Annotated in this window: 16 protein-coding genes and 1 tRNA gene; 8 read left to right on the forward strand and 9 right to left on the reverse strand. The window is 68.1% G+C overall.

Features of this window, described 5'->3' with window-relative positions:
• The first annotated feature begins 176 nt into the window (after positions 1-176).
• From NA4_RS17865 to NA4_RS17885, 5 genes are all read left to right on the forward strand, one after another.
• Positions 177-467 carry a DUF6191 domain-containing protein gene (locus NA4_RS17865; RefSeq protein ID WP_067470887.1) on the forward strand — a complete coding sequence of 97 codons (291 nt, stop codon included), beginning with the start codon at positions 177-179 and terminating at the stop codon, positions 465-467.
• Positions 468-602: 135 nt separating this feature from the next.
• The gene (locus tag NA4_RS17870; RefSeq protein ID WP_157129103.1) at positions 603-926 is read left to right on the forward strand and encodes a hypothetical protein; all 324 of its coding nucleotides are present in this window, start codon (positions 603-605) and stop codon (positions 924-926) included.
• A 1-nt stretch (position 927) separates the two neighbouring features.
• Entirely contained in the window at positions 928-1,545 is a 618-nt protein-coding gene (locus NA4_RS17875) for a carboxymuconolactone decarboxylase family protein (protein ID WP_067470891.1), read from the forward strand.
• 55 nt (positions 1,546-1,600) lie between these two features.
• On the forward strand, positions 1,601-3,004 hold the full coding sequence (locus NA4_RS17880; protein ID WP_067470892.1) for an amidohydrolase family protein: 1,404 nt from the start codon (positions 1,601-1,603) through the stop codon (positions 3,002-3,004).
• A 9-nt stretch (positions 3,005-3,013) separates the two neighbouring features.
• Entirely contained in the window at positions 3,014-3,967 is a 954-nt protein-coding gene (locus tag NA4_RS17885) for an antibiotic biosynthesis monooxygenase (RefSeq protein WP_067470894.1), read from the forward strand.
• A 4-nt stretch (positions 3,968-3,971) separates the two neighbouring features.
• Here the strand turns inward: NA4_RS17885 and NA4_RS17890 are convergent, their stop codons facing one another.
• The 4 genes from NA4_RS17890 to NA4_RS17905 all read right to left on the reverse strand — a co-directional run bounded on the left by NA4_RS17890 (position 3,972) and on the right by NA4_RS17905 (position 6,198).
• Positions 3,972-4,427 carry a deaminase gene (locus tag NA4_RS17890; RefSeq protein WP_169811062.1) on the reverse strand — a complete coding sequence of 152 codons (456 nt, stop codon included), beginning with the start codon at positions 4,425-4,427 and terminating at the stop codon, positions 3,972-3,974.
• Positions 4,428-5,026: 599 nt separating this feature from the next.
• A tRNA-Ser gene (locus tag NA4_RS17895) sits at positions 5,027-5,114 on the reverse strand.
• Between the two features lie 66 nt (positions 5,115-5,180).
• Entirely contained in the window at positions 5,181-5,615 is a 435-nt protein-coding gene (locus NA4_RS17900; protein WP_067470896.1) for a nucleoside deaminase, read from the reverse strand.
• A 43-nt stretch (positions 5,616-5,658) separates the two neighbouring features.
• Positions 5,659-6,198 carry a tRNA adenosine deaminase-associated protein gene (locus tag NA4_RS17905; RefSeq protein WP_067470898.1) on the reverse strand — a complete coding sequence of 180 codons (540 nt, stop codon included), beginning with the start codon at positions 6,196-6,198 and terminating at the stop codon, positions 5,659-5,661.
• 58 nt (positions 6,199-6,256) lie between these two features.
• On the opposite strand from NA4_RS17905, the gene NA4_RS17910 reads away from it, so the two are divergent.
• Positions 6,257-7,204: a prephenate dehydrogenase gene (locus tag NA4_RS17910; RefSeq protein WP_067470900.1), complete on the forward strand. Its 948-nt coding sequence runs from the start codon at positions 6,257-6,259 to the stop codon at positions 7,202-7,204.
• Positions 7,205-7,502: 298 nt separating this feature from the next.
• Here NA4_RS17910 and NA4_RS17915 read toward each other — a convergent pair whose 3' ends face one another.
• Genes NA4_RS17915 through NA4_RS17925 form a run of 3 tightly spaced genes read right to left on the reverse strand, consistent with a single transcriptional unit; the run spans position 7,503 to position 11,908 of the window.
• Positions 7,503-8,117 (reverse strand): putative glycolipid-binding domain-containing protein, encoded by a 615-nt coding sequence (locus NA4_RS17915; RefSeq protein WP_084497195.1) that lies wholly within the window; start codon positions 8,115-8,117, stop codon positions 7,503-7,505.
• A 48-nt stretch (positions 8,118-8,165) separates the two neighbouring features.
• Positions 8,166-10,040: an ABC transporter ATP-binding protein gene (locus NA4_RS17920; protein WP_067470902.1), complete on the reverse strand. Its 1,875-nt coding sequence runs from the start codon at positions 10,038-10,040 to the stop codon at positions 8,166-8,168.
• Positions 10,041-10,042: 2 nt separating this feature from the next.
• Positions 10,043-11,908: an ABC transporter ATP-binding protein gene (locus NA4_RS17925; RefSeq protein WP_084497196.1), complete on the reverse strand. Its 1,866-nt coding sequence runs from the start codon at positions 11,906-11,908 to the stop codon at positions 10,043-10,045.
• A gap of 185 nt (positions 11,909-12,093) precedes the next feature.
• Between NA4_RS17925 and NA4_RS17930 the strand changes: the two genes are divergently transcribed.
• On the forward strand, positions 12,094-12,372 hold the full coding sequence (locus tag NA4_RS17930; RefSeq protein ID WP_067470907.1) for a putative quinol monooxygenase: 279 nt from the start codon (positions 12,094-12,096) through the stop codon (positions 12,370-12,372).
• A 48-nt stretch (positions 12,373-12,420) separates the two neighbouring features.
• Here NA4_RS17930 and fadD32 read toward each other — a convergent pair whose 3' ends face one another.
• Positions 12,421-14,349 carry a long-chain-fatty-acid--AMP ligase FadD32 gene (fadD32, locus tag NA4_RS17935; protein ID WP_373862800.1) on the reverse strand — a complete coding sequence of 643 codons (1,929 nt, stop codon included), beginning with the start codon at positions 14,347-14,349 and terminating at the stop codon, positions 12,421-12,423.
• 107 nt (positions 14,350-14,456) lie between these two features.
• Entirely contained in the window at positions 14,457-15,707 is a 1,251-nt protein-coding gene (locus NA4_RS17940) for a KasA/KasB family beta-ketoacyl-ACP synthase (RefSeq protein ID WP_067470909.1), read from the reverse strand.
• Between the two features lie 338 nt (positions 15,708-16,045).
• On the opposite strand from NA4_RS17940, the gene NA4_RS17945 reads away from it, so the two are divergent.
• Positions 16,046-16,923 (forward strand): DNA cytosine methyltransferase (locus NA4_RS17945; RefSeq protein WP_174552961.1); only part of this gene is annotated, 878 nt, incomplete at its 3' end.

Genomic DNA, 16,923 nt, shown 5'->3' on the forward strand with positions numbered 1-16,923 from the left:
TCTCTCGCGCATCATTCCCGCGCGGACTGTCCGACGGCGCATTCGCGTCACGTCCATCCCGCACTTCCGTACCGGGCGTATACCCCCGATCGCACCGAATATCCGGCCCCGGAAAGACATTTCTCGAGCGGTTCGGCGCCGGACACCCTCGAGGACCGCTGGTAGCTTCGGTATGCATGGCATCGGTTCTGCAGTGGTCGATTCCCGGCTGGGTGATCCTCCTCGTGCTCGTCGCGGTCTATGAACTGACCGTGAACAAACGACGCAAGCGCCGCCGCAGCACCCCCATCTCCGGCACGTTCACCGATGAGTTCACCGCGATGTTCTACGGCACCAAGCGACTGGAGCTCGACCATCGCGAATCGGTGTCCATGCTGCGTGACGAGCAGGAGCAAGGCGCGCCCCCGCTGCTCGGCCTCGACCTCGACCGCCGCACGGTCGTCCTGCGCAAGGACCAGGGCGGGTGAGCGAGTCGCCTTGCCGCGCCTGCGATCACAGGCGCGGCCGACCAAGGTATGTCAGTGCGCCCTGCCGGGCCGAGCGCGGAGGCAGCGGAAGCCGTAAACCGAGCAGGCACGGCGACGGTCGGCCAGAATGAGTCCATGCGAGGCTCGATGGGTGAGAAGTGGCGGCGGTTCGGCGAACATCTCGAGTCCGCGCCGGGACGGCTGTCCAGCGAAGTCCGGCGGGTCCTGCGGGCCAAAGCCGCGGGCGGGGCCGAGTCGGGCGAGGACGCGGCGCCGGAGTTGGCCACGTTCGCCGATCTGGTGGCGAACCGGTCCTACCGGGTCACCGAGCAGACCATCGCGGCGCTGAAGGCGGCCGGGCACAGCGACGACGAGATCTTCGAAGCGGCCGCGGTCGCCGCCTACGGGGCGGCCGATCGCCGCTACCGGGCGGCGCGCCTGGCCTGGGAGGGACGCTGAAATGTGGCTCGAAGCAGTGAAATCCGGACACGACCGGCCGACCAAGTTCGTGCTGTGGACGATGCGGCGGTTCAGCGGCGTCGAGGTGCCCGCGGTGCTGAAGGTGCTGTTCTATCGGCATCGGTTCTTCGGTTCGCCGCTGTCGGATCTGATTCAGGACGCGATGCGCGGACCGTCGTACTGGACCGTCGCCGAACGCGAGATCTTCGCGACGCAGACCTCCCAGTCCAACGAGTGCCCGTTCTGCGCGACCTCGCACGAGGCCATCGCGGGCGCGTACGTCGATGCCGACGTGGTGACCCGCGCCTTGGCCGATGGCGCCGATTCCCCGCTGCGCCCCGAAGCGCGGGTCATGCTCGGCTTCCTGGCGAAAATGGCCCGTGATCCGGACGGGCTGACCGCCGAGGACGCCGCGCTGGTGCGTCTGGCGGGCGTTTCCGAGGAAGCGTTCGAGGAGGCGGTCTGGGTGGGCACCTGCTTCAACGTGATCAACCGGATGATGAACACCGTCGGAGCCGGTCCGCTGGACGGGAAGCAACGCCCCCTGAGCGCACGATTCATCAAGCTCGTCGGCTATCGCATGCCACCGCCGGTGACGTTGTTCTCCCGCGGCGTCTGACTCCATTTCCGCCGATCCGCTGCCGCGCCGGATTGATTTGTGTTCTCCTCGTGGAGTGAGCCAAGTCCACTTGGGGCACATTTTTCATATCGCCGGTAGTCCCGTTACCGGCGAAGTTTCCGACGCGCTGGTCGCGGTGCCGGACGGGGCGCTGGTAATCGACGACGGCGGGCGCATCGCATACTGCGGAAGCAGAGCCGATATTCCGGCCGGCTACCGCGCCGAAAAAGTGTTCGATCACCGCCCGGGATTCCTTCTGCCGGGGTTCGTCGACACCCATATTCATTTCCCGCAGACCTTCGCAGGCGACGCGTACGGCGGCGGTCAACTGCTGGAGTGGCTCGAACGGTGCATCTATCCCGCGGAATCTCGTTACGCCGAACCAGAATTCGCACAATTGGCGGCCATGGAATTCTGCGAGCGACGCGTCGCGGCGGGCACCACGGCGGCGATGGTCTTCGGCTCGGCCTTTCCTCATGCGCAAGACGCACTGTTCGCCGAGACGCAGCGACGCGGCCTGCGAATGATCAGTGGCCGCGGCATCCAAACGACAGGGGAGAAGTCTGCGGCGCCGCTGATCACCACCGAGGACGATGCCATCCGGCTGACCAGCGAAGAAATCGACAGATGGCACGCGGCCGATACCGGCGATGTCGGCACGGCATTGCTCCATGTGGCGGTCGTACCCCGTTTCTCGCTCGCGGTCACCCGCGAGACATTGAAAAACCTTGGTGAACTGTACGATTCGGTGCGCGACCGTGGTGTCTACTTCCACAGCCACCTCAACGAGAACAACCGTCCTGGAACCGGGGAGGTCGACAGCACCAAGCAGGCGTACGACGTGGCCACCTACCTGGACACCTACGACGGGAAGTTCCTGCCGGGATCGGCCGAGGGCGGCAAGAGCCTGCTCGGTAGGCGCAGCATCCTGGCCCACTGTGTGCACTGCCAGGACGTGGAGCTGCGGCGGATGGCCGAGACCGGCACGTCGATCGCGCACTGCCCGGTGTCTCAGCAGTTCCTCGGATCCGGCACGATGCCGTGGAAACGGACGATCGCTTCGGGCGTCACGGTGGCTGCCGGCACCGATTTCGGTGGCGGCGACGAATGGCTGATCCCGCAGGTGCTGTCGGCCGCGTTCAAAGTGCACATCTCCGAACCGGGCGAAGACGGGGTGTCGATGCATCCCGCGGAAATGCTCTTCACCGGCACGCTGGCGGGCGCGCGGGCCCTGGATATGGAAAGCCGGTTCGGAAACTTCGACCTCGGCAAGGAAGCCGATTTCGTCGTCGTCGACCCGGCTCGTGTTCCGTCGCTGGAAAGCGCGCTGGCGCAGGGGATTCGTTCCGAAGACTCTGCTTTGGCACGGGATCAGACGTTGTTCGCACTGCTGATGGGTCTCCGCGAGCCCGCGATCGCCGAGGTTTACGTGCGGGGTCGCCGCATCGACCTCCACTAGAAGCCGTCCATGAACGCCGCCGCGACCGCCGTCACCTTCTTCCACCATCCCGCTGACGACGTGGGTTTCCAATCCTGGCTGGCACGGACGGCCAAAATTGCGGAAACCGCCGAGGGATTCGTGGATTCCGCCATTGCGGTGACCGAAGATCCCTGGCTGGAGCCGGGTTTCAGCGTCACTTTTCGATCCGAGCAATCGCTGCACCACTTTCTGGACTCGCCCGAGCGAGCACGCTCGCTGAGCGAAGGCGAGTCGCTCGGATTTCGCCGCAAGAGCTCCGACCTGATCATCGTCGAAGGAGAATCGCCGCCACCAGGGATCGGTGTATTCCGGCACCGCGTTGCCGGCGGCAAAGAAGCCGAATTCGCGGCGACCGAAGCGCGACTTGTCGCGGTGAGTTCCGAGTTTCCGGGATTCGAGGGCGCCGCCCTCTTCCCGTCCGGCGAGAGCGGGAGCTGGTTCTCGGTGCTCCGGTTCCGGACCGGAGGCCAGCTGGCGGATTGGATGCGCTCGAAAGAGCGCGCCGCCGCCTTGCCGGAGTTGCGCGCGAAACTGACCGAGGACTTCACCGTGGAGGCACAAACCACGCCGTTCGGGTCTACGGTGCGCACGGTCGACGGCAAGACCAGGATGACGCCGACATGGAAGATCGCCATGCTTGTGCTGCTGGTGCTGTATCCGACGGTGATGACGCTGTCGCGATTCCTGGGCCCGGTGCTGGACCGGATGGGAGCGCAGCCGTGGCTGGCGATGTGGCTGAGCCAGATCGTCAGCGTCGGACTGATGAGCTATTTCCTGTCACCGGCGGTCGCGGCCCGATTCCGGCGCTGGCTCGATCCGATCGACGGTGCGGGTTTTCGGGTCAGCGCCGCCGGTGCCGCGGTCATCGTCGTGCTCTACGCGCTGACGCTGCTGCTGTTCGCGTCGGTGAAATGGCTGCAGTACTGGGACTACGACCTGTGAGCCGTCAGGACAGGTCGAGGTGCCGGTTCATCGACATCGCCGCTTGCGCCAACTCGGGCAGCTCGAGCACCGTGACGCCTGCCTGCTGGAGCTTTTCCACGCCGACGCAATTCGCGACGAACGTCGACGGCTCCCGCCACGCGATCACCACCACCGGGATACCGGCCCGCAGTATCCGGTCGGTGCACGGCAGACGGGTCTTGGTGCCGCGCTCCGAGCACGGCTCCAGCGTGCTGTAGAGCGTGGCCCGCGCCAATCGGCGGTCATCGGCGTCGAGCTTGTTCAGCGCCGCCTCCTCGGCGTGCTCCTTCGGATCGGTCTCACGGGAGTATCCGGCCGAGATCTCCGCGCCATCGGCGACGATCACCGCACCCACCGAGAACGCGCCCTCCACCACCGGGCACAGACGCGCGAGCCCAATGGCCCGCCGCATCCAGTAGTGATGGTCGAGTCCGGTCACCCCATGACCTCCTTCGGCTGACAGCACCTCGTCCGGCAGAGCAACCCTCTCACCAGTGTGAACAGGTGAGAGGCAGAAAGAACCCTAACGGGAGGTTATTCGAACTCTATTCAGCCCGACGTTGGGCGGAGGCCCAACAATATGCGAGGGTCGGGCGACGAGCGGGGGCCCAACAATGCGCGGGGGTCCGGTGATGAGCGAATGCCCAACGATGGGCGAAGGCCCGGCGATGAGCGGGGCCCGGCGATAAGTGAAGGCCCGGCGATGAGCGGACGCCCGGCGATGGGCGAAGGCCCGCCGATGGGCGGGGGCCCGGCGATGGGCGGGGGTCCGGCGATGGGCGGACGCCCGGCGACAAACGGACGCCCGGCGACAAACGGACGCCCGGCGACAAACGGACGCCCGGCGACAAACGGACGCCCGGCGATGAGCGAAGGCCCGGCGATAAGCGGAGGCCCAACGATGGCCGGGGGTCAACGATGGGCCGGGGGTCCGGGGGCGAAGCCCTCCGGGCGGGGTGTGGGGGTTGCACCCCCACAGATATGGCGAAACGAGCCCGGCCCATGCTCTCCATGGGCATGGGCCGGCTACGAGTGAAGCGGTGGCGGAGGGATTTGAACCCTCGGAGGGGGGTTACCCCTCACACGCTTTCGAGGCGTGCTCCTTAGGCCGCTCGGACACGCCACCGCCGACAACCATACCGGACCGTCCCCGGATCGCTAAATCGCGAGGTGAGCTGCGATAACGCCGGGCTCAGCGCTGGGCACGGAAGAACTCGTCGAGCAGCGCCGCGCACTCGGCCTCGAGCACGCCTCCGCGCACCTCCGGTCGATGATTGAGCCGACGGTCCCGCACCACGTCCCACAGCGAGCCGACCGCGCCGGTCTTCGGCTCCCAGGCACCGAAGATCAACCGGCCGATCCGGGCGAGCACCAGCGCGCCCGCGCACATGGTGCACGGTTCCAGCGTGACGGCGAGGGTGGCGCCCTCCAGCCGCCACCCGTCGCCGTGGACGGCGGCCGCGCGGCGCAGCGCCAGAATCTCCGCATGCGCCGTTGGATCACCGAGCGCTTCCCTGGCATTGGCCGCGCGGGCGAGTTCCCTTCCGGCGGAATCGAAGACGACCGCGCCGACCGGGACGTCCCGCTCCCCTGCTGCGGCCGCGGCGTCGAGGGCGACGCGCATCATGTCCGCGTCAGAGGGAATCGGGTCGTCCGGGAGAACTCCCACGTCAGCGGGGCAGTTTGTCCAGCACCGCGGAGAATTCACCCGCGAAGCCGAGCCGCTGGGCGATCATGCCGAGTTGCTCGTCCGGGTAGAGGTCGGTCTCGGCGAGGATGACACTCAGCACCGGTTCGGGCAGGCCGAGATCGGCGAGCACACCGAGGTCGCCCTCCTCCCACGGCTCGACGTCGTCGAGCTCGTCCGGGTCGATATCGGGGATGTCGACGTTCAACGCCTCCAGGACGTCGGCGGCGATGTCGTAGTCGATCGCGGCCGTCGCGTCCGACACCAGCATCCGGGTGCCGCTCGGCGCGGGCCGTAGCACGATGAAGAACTCGTCGTCGATGTCGAGCAGCCCGAATACCGCACCGGAGCTGCGCAAAGCCTTGAGTTCGTTTTCCGCGGCGGACAAATCGGTGAGCGCGTCCCGGCTCAGCGGGCTGCATCGCCACTTGCCTTCCTCGCGGACAACCGCCACTGCGAACCCTTCCACGTCGTCGTAATCTTCCGACGCCGCCCTGTTCGTGCCCGAGCGCTGTGCTGCCATGGCCGCAACGGTAGTCGGCTCGAGCTGAAATGTTGAAGTCGTATGCCAATCTGTTCCGGTGACTTCGGCGAAGAACGCACCCGTATGTGTCCTCGGGACGGGCCTGATCGGTGGGTCGTTGCTGCGCGCGGCCGTCGCCGCGGGCTATGACGGCTGGGGATACAACCGCTCCGCGGCGGGTGCGCAGGCCGCGCGCGCAGACGGATTCGACGTCACCGAAAACCTCACCGCCACGCTGCGACGCGCCGCGGAGACGGACGCGCTGATCGTGGTCGCGGTGCCGATGCCCGCGGTGGAGCACATGCTCTCCGCGATCGCCACCTACGCGCCAGGGTGCACGCTCACCGACGTGGTGAGTGTGAAGGCGCCGGTCGCGGCGGCCGTGCGGGCGCACGGTCTGACCGACCGGTACGTCGGCGGTCATCCGATGGCGGGCACCGCCGAATCCGGGTGGGCCGCCACCGATCCGGGATTGTTCCGCGACGCCGTGTGGGCGGTCGGCGTAGACGAGGGAACGCATGCCGAACCGTGGAGCCGCGTGGTGCGGCTCGCCCTGGATTGCGGCGCGGTGGTCGTCCCGGTCCTGGCCGAGGAGCACGATCGCGCCGTGGCCCGCATCTCTCACCTTCCGCATGTACTCGCCGAGGCGTTGGCCACGGCCGGCGCCGCTGGCGGCGAGCTCGCGCTGGGCCTCGCGGCCGGATCTTTCCGCGATGGAACCCGGGTCGCGGGCACCGCCCCCGACCTGGTCCGGGCAATCTGCGAACCGAATTCCACCGCGCTGCTGGAAGTCCTGGACGAAACACTCCGAATTCTCGGCGCGGCGCGCGACAGCCTACGCGCGAAGCAATCCCTCGCGGACCTGGTCGAAGCGGGGCACGACGCGCGCCAACGCTACGAATCGGCGCGGCGCTGGGAGATCACCGATGTCCGGCCGGGTGCCTCCAACTGGCTGGAGGACTTGCGCGCGGCCGGGATGCGCGGCGGTGTCATCACCCGGCTTTGACCGGCGCGGCCGGATCCCTGTCCGGCCAGGCGACCACACGAGGGGTCGCGTGGAGAACTTCGGTCACATGGGACAAGCGACCACCTTGATCAGGCGTGAGCCAGATGATCTGCCCGCGGAACGGAAGGTTGCCGTGAATGAGCACAACGACATTCTGTCGTTTGGGCCAGGGTCGACGGTGGGCGCAGCATCTTTGGTCGAGGTGCTTGCCCGATCCCGGCGACCACAACCGGCTGGAGGACCGGCGTGCCGGGCGGGAGCGCCGCGGCGTCCTGACCAGCTCCCGTGACCGGCGCGGTCAGATGCGCTCGGCCAACCCCGGGTAGTCCAGTAGGAAGCCGTCGGGGTCGACCGTGACGGTCGCGCTGGAGACCGGGGAGAGCACGCTGATGCCGTCGGCCGCGCTGCTGTAGATCAGCGTGGCCTCCTGGACGAGCAGGTCGGGCAGGCGGACGTAGACCACTGGGACCTGCACGTCCTCGACCGCGTGCTGGAGGTCGTAGCGACGGATCGGCAGGGTGTTGAAGAACGGGCTGAGCACCACGTCCACGTCGAGCGCGCCGGCGAAGGTGGAGCGGACATGGTTGCCGCCCGCGTCGATGAGCCAGTAGTTCTCCTCGTCGCGTGCGATCGAGGCGTGCCGCTCACCGGCGGCCGTGGTGGTACGCAGCGAGAGCCGCTTCGTCGCGCCGTTCTCGTCGGTGACCAGGTCATATGAGGCGCTGAACGCGGGATGTTCCGCGCACGCGCCGCCGATCATGCGCCCGGCGGCGCGGATGCGGTTGCCGTTGAGCGTCACCCGCACCGACTCCATCCGCGACGCGTCGTGGGCGCGCCAGGTGAGGATCGCCGGCCACCGGGATTCCTGCGGGCTCTCGGCGCGGCTCTCGGGGTCGGAGGCTTGGGTTGTCACGTATCTACCGTAAGCGACATTTCAGCCCGCATCCGCATACCTCGCGCATCACACCAGCGACTCCTGCCACGCGGCGTGCAGGCCTGCGAACCGGCCGGTACCCGCGATCAGCGCGGCTGGTGCGCCGTCCTCGACGATCCGGCCCGATTCCAGCACCAGCACCCGGTCCGCGATCGCGACCGTGGACAACCGGTGCGCGATGATCACCGCGGTGCGGCCACGCAGCACGGTCTCCAGCGCCCGCTGTACCAGCCGCTCGCTCGGGATGTCCAGGCTCGAGGTGGCCTCGTCCAACACGATCACGGCAGGATCGGCCAGGAACACCCGCGCGAACGCGACCAGCTGCCGCTGACCTGCTGAGAGCCTGCCGCCGCGTTTGCGCACGTCGGTGTCGAAGCCCTCGGGCAGCGCCCGCACGAAGTCGTACAGCCCGACCGCACGCGCCGCGGCGAACACCTCCGCGTCGGTGGCCTCGGGCCTGCCGAGCCGGATGTTGTCGGCCACCGAGCCGGAGAACAGGTAGGACTCCTGGGTAACCATCACGATGTTGCGCCGCAGCTCGGCGTCGGACACATCGCGCAGGTCGACGCCGTCCAGGGTGACCGTGCCGCCGGACGGGTCGTAGAACCGCGTCAGCAGCTTGGCCAGCGTCGACTTGCCCGCCCCGGTCGCGCCCACCAACGCGATCACCTGCCCGGCCGGAATGTCCAGCGTGAACTCGGGCAGCACCGGTCGGGAATCCGCGCCGTACCCGAACCACACCTGGTCCATCCGCACCGCGCCGGAAGCCTTCCCCAACACAACCGGCTTCGCGGGCTCCGGCACCGAAGGCTCCTCCTCCAGCACGCCCGAGATCTTCTCCAGCGCCGCCGCGGCGGACTGGTAGGCATTGAACACCTGGGCGAGTTCGTCCAGCGGACCGTAGAACTCGTTGAGATACAGCAGGTAGGCCGCGAGCACGCCGACCGCGAGGTCGCCCTCGATCACCCGCCACGCGCCGACCACGATGATGGTCACCGTGGTCAGGTTGCCGAGCAGTTTGGTCAGTCCGGCGTAGTCGCCCATGCCACGCATGGCCGACGTGGTCGCCGCGCGGAATTCGGCGTCCTCGATCGCGAGCACCGACTCGTTGCGCTGCTCGCGGCCGAACGCCTGCACCGCTCGCATGCCGCCCATCGACTCGACGAACTGCACCACTACCTTGGCGATCGCGCCACGGGTGCGGCGATAGCCCGCCCGCTGCCTGCGCTGCGCCCAGCGGGTGACCAGCGCCAGCGGGACGAAACCGGCCAGCACGATCGCGGCGAGGACCTGGTCCAGGTAGATCAGCAACGCCGCGATGGTCAACACCGAGAGAATCGCGCTGAGCGCCTGGTTGAGCGCGCTCTCCAGCAGATCCTGCAGGGTCTCGATATCGCCGGTGAGCCGGGCGACCACCTTGCCCGAGGTGTACTTCTCGTGGAAGGCGACGCTGAGGCGCTGCATATGCGTGAACGAGCGCACCCGCAGGTCGAACAGCACGCTCTGGCTGAGCCTGCCGGACACCCGCAGGAAGGAGAAGGTGGTGAGCACGCCGACCAGCACCGACCCGAGGTACCCGGCCACGGACCAGGCCAGCGGCGCCCAGTCGCCTGCGACGCCCCGCGCGATGCCTGCGTCCACACCGTGCGCGACGAACAGCGGCGCCGACACCATGGCGATGTTGTCCACCACGATGAGCACCAGCGCGAGCGCGGCCAGCTTGCGGTAGGGCCGGACCAGGTCGAGCAGCAGCCGCCGGGACCGACTGGCCAGCACGAGGTTTCCGGTCTGGGTGACCTCCTTGTCCTCGCTCGCGATACCGCGCCAGTCGGCCGCCTCGTCCTTGCGGCCCGAATCATCCTGTAGTGCTCCGTCTTCCGAAACTATCGTCTCGATGCTCATGGCTACTCACCTCCCATCAGTTCTCGGTACCTCTTGCTGGTCCGCAGCAGCTGGTCGTGGGTTCCCTCGGCGACGATCCGGCCGTCGGCGAGCACCGCCACCCGATCGGCCAGCGCCGCCGTGGACGGACGGTGGGCGACCAGCAGCGTCGTCGCATCGGCCAGCACGGTGCGCAGCCGCGCCTGCACCCGCTCCTCGGTCTCGACATCCAGCGCGGACAGCGGGTCGTCGAGCACCATGATCCGGCTGCGCTTTCGCGCGCCGGTGAGCACCGCGCGGGCCAGCGCGAGTCGCTGGCGCTGGCCGCCGGACAGACTCAGGCCCTGTTCGCCGATCCTGGTGTCCAATCCCCACGGCAGGTTGTCCACGAATTCGGTCGCCTGGGCGACCTCCAGTGCGCGGCGCACATCGGCGTCGGTGGCGGACGGATCGCCGAGCGCGACGTTCTCCCGCACGCTCGCCGAGAACAGCACCGGGTCCTCGAACGCCACCGATACCAGCGAGCGCAGGTCGGCGACCCGCATCGTCGCGATATCGATGCCGTCGACGGTGATCGCGCCACCGGTCACGTCATACAGGCGCGGGATCAGGTTGAGCAGCGCCGTCTTCCCGCTGCCTGTCGCGCCGACCAATGCCACCGTCTCACCGGGACGCACCTTCAGCGAAATGCCCTCCAGCACCGCCTTTTCCGCGTCGGGAAAGGCGAAACGGACGCCCGCCAAACGCAGTTCGCCTACGACGCGCTCCGGCAGATCGACCGGCTCGGCCGGGTCGGTGATATCGATCGGAGTGTCGATGATCTCCCAATACCGGTCGGCGGCGGTGCGCGCGTCGTTCAGCTCGGCGAGCAGGAAGCCGGTCCAGATGATCGGCCACTGCAGGAAAGTCGCCAGCGTGATGCCCGCGACCAGGGTGCCGAGCGTCATCGTGCCGTGCGCCACCGCGTAGCCGCCGTAGCCGAGCGCGAACGCGATGGCCAGCTGCGGCAGACTCACCATGCCCGACCACAGCGTCGCGTCCAATCGCACTTTCAGCATCTCGGTCTGCCGCAGCTCACGCGCTTGGGCGGTGAACCGGCGGCCGAAGAACACGCCGCGGCCGAACGCCTTCAGCACCCGCACGCCCTGCGCCGACTCCTCGGCCGTGGTGGCCAGGTCACCGGCCTGATCCTGGGAACGCCGCGAGGCCACCGAGTACCGGCGCTCGAAGCGAACGCAGATGACCACCAATGGGATCGACACAATCGCGAAGATCAGGCCGATCTGCCAGCTCAGCGCGACCAGCGTGACGAGCCCGATCGGGATGATCACGGTGTGGACGAGCAGGAACGGCCCCGCGAAGGATACGAAACGCCGCATGGTGGACAGGTCATCCACCGCACGCGACAGCAGCTGACCCGACTCCCACGCGTCGTGCCTGCCGATCGACAGCGCCTGCAATTGGCGGAAGATTTTGGCGCGCAGGGTGATTTCGAAGCGCGTTGCCGGCGCGGCGATCAGCCAGCGGCGGCCCCACACGCCGACCGCCTCAGCCAGACCGAGCACCAAGACCACGGCCACCGGACCGATAGCGCCCGCGAGATCGCGATGCGCGACCGGGCCGTCGATGATCCGCGCGATCATCAGCGGAATCACGATGGACGTCAGGCTCGCGAGCAGCGCGAGACCACTTGCGGCGAGCAGCATCCCGACGTGCGGGCGCAGGTACGGCCAGAACCGCCGCAGCGAATGCCCGCGGCCCGCGGCGGCGGATCGCTCGGCTCTGTCGGCCTCCGGTTCGGCCGATGAAATGTCCACTGCGACAGACAAAACTCCCCCTCGTGGTGTATGACTGGCGGCGCGGAACGGGCCCCTCGGTGATGTTCGCATCGAGGTCCGACATCTCAGGGTCGCATCGGAGCCTGCGTCGGCCAACCGATTTTCCGGCCGTTCCCCTGCGTGCAACCTCGCATCCGCGCTGGATGACGCAGTCGGGGGAAGAACGTGGCTCATCCACCGAGCCAACAACCTCGAGTTACCTCGAGGTCAAGGCATGGGGACCTAGACTCGGTAGCGTGCTGATCGTCGCTGGATACCTGCGCGTCACCGATCGCGATCACTACCTCGGCAACTGCCGCGAGGTGGTGCGGCTGGCGCGCGCCACGGAAGGATGCCTGGACTTCGATCTCGGCGCGGACCTGATCGAGCCCGATCGAGTCAACGTCTACGAGCGCTGGGCGACCCGCGCCGCGATGGAGCGCTTCCGCGGCACGGGCCCCTCGAGCGACTTCGCCGCCCAGATCGTGGGCGCCGACATCCGGGAATTCGAGTACCACACCGAAATCCGGATCTAGTCGGCGGCACGGCGCGGATCACGGACGGACATCCGCCGGCCGCGCCTCCTAGGCGACGACCACGGACTCCGACTCCCACTCCTGCGGCGCGTCCGGGAACGCCTGCTGCTGGTGGCCGCCACGCAGCGTGCCCTCCAGATAGGCCGCGCGGCATGCGCGGCGCGCGATTTTGCCGCTGGACGTGCGCGGAATCGAACCTGCCGGCACCAGCAGCACGTCGCGCACCGTGACGCCGTGGCGTCGCGCGATCGCGGCGCGCACGGTGTCGGCGACCGGCTCGGGCTCCAGCTTGCCCGCGCCGGTATTGCGTTCGGCGACGATCACGAGTTGCTCGGAGGTGTCCCCGGCGTCGAACGTCAGTCCGGAGTGACTGTCCTGCTCGAAGACCAGCGCGGGCAGTTCGTTGGCCGGGACCGAGAACGCCGCCACGAAGCCGGGGCGCAACGCCTGGCTCGATTCCTGGGCGGAGAACTCCAGATCCTGCGGGTAGTGGTTACGTCCGTCCACGATGACCAGATCCTTCACCCGGCCGGTGATGTACAGCTCGCCGTCGAGATAGGCGCCGAGATCGCCGGTGCGCATCCAGTTGGCGTCTCGCGGCGTGCCCTCCGCATGGCTGCCTTCCGGCAGCCGCGCCGCCAGCTTGGCGCGGAAGACGGACTCGGTCTCCTCGGGGCGGCCCCAGTATCCGGTGCCCATGTTCTCCCCGTGCAACCAGATCTCGCCGATCTCACCGTCACCTCGCTCGGTGCCGTGCTCGGGATCCACGATCGCCGCCCACTGCGACAGCGCGACGTAACCGCAGGACACCTGGGGTATGGCGTTGTCGGCATCCGGCGCTACCTCGGCCATCCGCCCGGCGCTCAGCTCGGCGCGGTCGACGTAGACGGCCTTCGCCTTGTCCTCGGCCTTGGTCGCCGACACGAACAGCGTCGCCTCGGCCATGCCGTAGCACGGTTTGATCGCCGTCTCCGGCAGCCCGTACGGCGCGAACGCCTCGTTGAACTTCTTCATCGACGAAACCGACACCGGCTCGCTGCCGTTGATCAACCCGATCACGTTGGACAGATCCAATTTCTCGCCCGGCTTCGGCTTCCCGCGCGCCGCCGCGTGCTCGAACGCGAAGTTGGGGGCAGCGGCGAAAGTCCCGGCACCGTCGGAGGCCGCGGCCAGTTCTTTGATCCAGCGATAGGGGCGGCGCACGAACGCGCTCGGCGACATGATCGTGATGAACCCGCCGCCGATGGTCGGCAGGATCACGCACAGCAGACCCATGTCGTGGAACAGCGGCAACCAGGTGACTCCGCGCGAATGCTCGGTCACGCCGATGGCGTCGATCATCTGCAACAGGTTCGTGCCGACAGCCCGGTGGGTGATCTCCACGCCGGCGGGCGTCCGGGTCGATCCCGAGGTGTACTGCAGGTAGGCGACGCTGTCGATGTTGATATCCGGCCGCACCCAGGACGCGCCGACGCCGTCCGGGATCGCCTCCACCGCGATGATGCGCGGACGCTCCGGCGCCGGTAGATGACGAAAGAATTTCCGCACACCGCCCGCCGCGGAACCAACGGTGAGGATCACGGCGGGTGCGCAGTCGCCCAGTACCGCGTGCAGCCGGTCGGTGTGGCCCTGCTCCTCCGGATCGAACAGCGGAACCGCGATGTTGCCCGCGTACACCGCGGCGAAAAGCGAGACGACGTAGTCGAGCCCTTGCGGAGCGAGAATCGCCACCCGGTCGCCCGGCCGCGTCACCTGCTGCAACCGGGCCGCCACCGCGCGAAGCCGCACACCGAATTGGCGCCAGGTGAGTTCGAGGTATTCACCGTCGCGTTCGCGGGAGTAGTCGATGTAGCGGTAGGCGAGGTCGTCGCCGTTCTCCGTGCAGTGCTTGTCGACGAAGTCGATCAGGGTCTTGTCCCCCCTGATTTTGATATTGCCCTGATCGTCCAGATAGTCGTCGAAGGTTTCGTCGATCATCGCCTTATCCTTTTCCAACGCACAGGCGCTCAGGCCGTGCAATGACACCGAACACAGGTCGATAACGAAGCGTCGGGAAGGCTAGCAGGTGTCCCGGCCACCCGCGGTCAGTATCGGCCGAAGGCGAGCGCGACGTTGTGCCCGCCGAAGCCGAAGGAGTTGTTCACGGCGTAATCGATATGGCCGGGCCGGGATTGGCCGCAGACGACGTCCAGATCCACGTCGGGGTCCTGGTGGTCCAGGTTCAGCGTGGGCGGCACGATCGCGTCACGCAGGCTCAGCACGGTGATCACCGATTCGAGCGCGCCGACCGCGCCGATGGAATGGCCGAGGGCGGATTTCGGCGCGTAGACCGACGGGTGGTTGCCGAGGGCCTTGTTGATCGCGCGCGCCTCCGCCGTGTCGCCCACCGGCGTGCCCGTCGCGTGCGCGTTGACGTGCGTGATGTCGTTTCGGGTCAGACCCGCTGTCTGTAGCGACCGAGTTATCGCGCGCGCCGCGCCGGAGCCCTCGGGATCGGGTGCGACGAGATGGAAGCCGTCAGAGGTGATTCCCGCGCCGAGCAGCCGTGCGTGGATGGTCGCGCCGCGCGCCTTGGCGTGCTCTTCGGTCTCCAGCACCAGCAACGCGCCCGCCTCGCCGAAGACAAAGCCGTCGCGGTCGGCGTCGAACGGTCGCGACGCGCGCTTGGGTGCCTCGTTGCGGGTGCTCATGGCGCGCATCATCGTGAACGCCGCGACCGCGAGGGCCTGGATCGAGCCCTCCACCCCGCCGGTGACCACCATGTCGGCCTCCCCCATGACGATCGTCTTCCAGGCGTTGGCGATGGCCTCCGAGCCCGACGCGCACGCCGATACCGTCGTCGACACACCGGCGCGCGCGCCGATCTCCAGCGCCACGCACGCCGCGGCCCCATTCGGCATCGCCGCCTGCACGGAGTACGGCGAAACCTTGCGGTAGCCACCGTTGTTCAGCTTGTCCCGCGCGGCGACGATCGCCTCGGCGCCGCCCAGACCGGTGCCGATGGACACGCCGAGACGGTTCTTGTCCACCTCCGGGCTCCCAGCGTTGCGCCAGACCTCACGAGCGAGCGCGATGGCCATCTGCTCCACATAAGCCAGCCCGTGCGTCTCGCCTTTGCCGAGGCACATGGCGGGCGTGACCTTCAGATGACCGCCGATCCGCACCGGCAGCTCGAACTGGTGGACGAAGCCGTCGTCCAGGAGATCGATGCCGCTCTCACCATTGAGCAGACCCTTCCACGTGGAGTCCACGTCACCGGCGATGGACGTGGTCGCCGCGAGACTGGTGACCACGACAGGGGGGAAATTCCCGTTCTTGGTGGAAGCAGTCGGCATGTTCGCTCACTTTCCCTAGCGTCGCTTGAGAAACGTCGTCGAGCAAGAGCACTGCGCGAGCGCGCCACCAGGATCGTGCGGCGGCCCGCGCCCATGGCACTGGAGCGCAGGCGGAACGACCGATCATCACGGCATCACGCGACCGGTCCTGTGATTATTGGAAACAACCGCACCGATAGCACTGCGTGACACGCGGACCGTACCAGGTGCCCTCGACGTTGGTCGTCGTTGTTCGTCGATCGCCTCGGACGACTCGAGTACCCTGCTTCCGGGCACCGGACGCGCGGGCGGCGGCCGGTGTGGACGCGAGAAAGGGAAGGTCGTTGACGGGCGCGCGGATGGTCGGGCTGTTCGCCGGAATCGGCGGACTCGAGCTCGGTCTCGGAAGACACGGCTGGCACACCGAACTGCTGTGCGAGATCGAGCCCGGCGCTCGAGGCGTGCTCGCAGCCCGCTTCCCCGATGTGCCACTGCATTCCGACATCACCCGCCTGCGCGCCATCCCGGCGGGAACAGAGCTGGTCGCGGCGGGATTCCCGTGCCAGGACCTGTCCCAGGCCGGACGCACCGCCGGCATCACCGGCACCCGGTCGGGTCTGGTCGAGGAGGTGTTCCGGCTGGTGCGCCGCAAACGCGGTCCGCGCTGGCTGCTGATCGAGAATGTGCCGTTCATGCTGCAGCTCGGCCGTGGCGCGGCGATGCGGCACATCACCGGCGCGCTCGACGAACTCGGTTACACCTGGGCTTACCGGGTGGTGGACGCGCGGGCGTTCGGATTGCCGCAGCGGCGGCAACGAGTGCTGATGCTGGCCTCACGCACCGAAGACCCGCGCCGGGTGCTGTTCGGCGAGGACGCCGGTCCGCGCACGATCGGCGATCCCGCGCTCGATCCGTGCGGGTTCTACTGGACCGAGGGGGTGCGCGGGCTGGGCTGGGCGGTGAACGCGGTGCCCACACTGAAGGGTGGATCGGCGCTCGGCATCGCGAGCCCGCCCGCGGTGCGGCTGCCGTCCGGCGAGATCGTCACGCCCGGCATCGCCGACGCCGAACGCCTGCAGGGATTCGATCCCGGCTGGACCGCACCCGCGACCGAGGTGCCCGGTGTGCGGAAGGGGCATCGCTGGAAGCTGGTCGGCAACGCGGTGAGCGTGCGGATGGCGGCCTGGGTCGGGTCACGGCTGGCCGCGCCGCTGGAGCCGATCCCCGGCGATCAGCG

It is taken from the genome of Nocardia amamiensis NBRC 102102 (assembly GCF_001612745.1).
GTDB lineage: Bacteria > Actinomycetota > Actinomycetes > Mycobacteriales > Mycobacteriaceae > Nocardia > Nocardia amamiensis.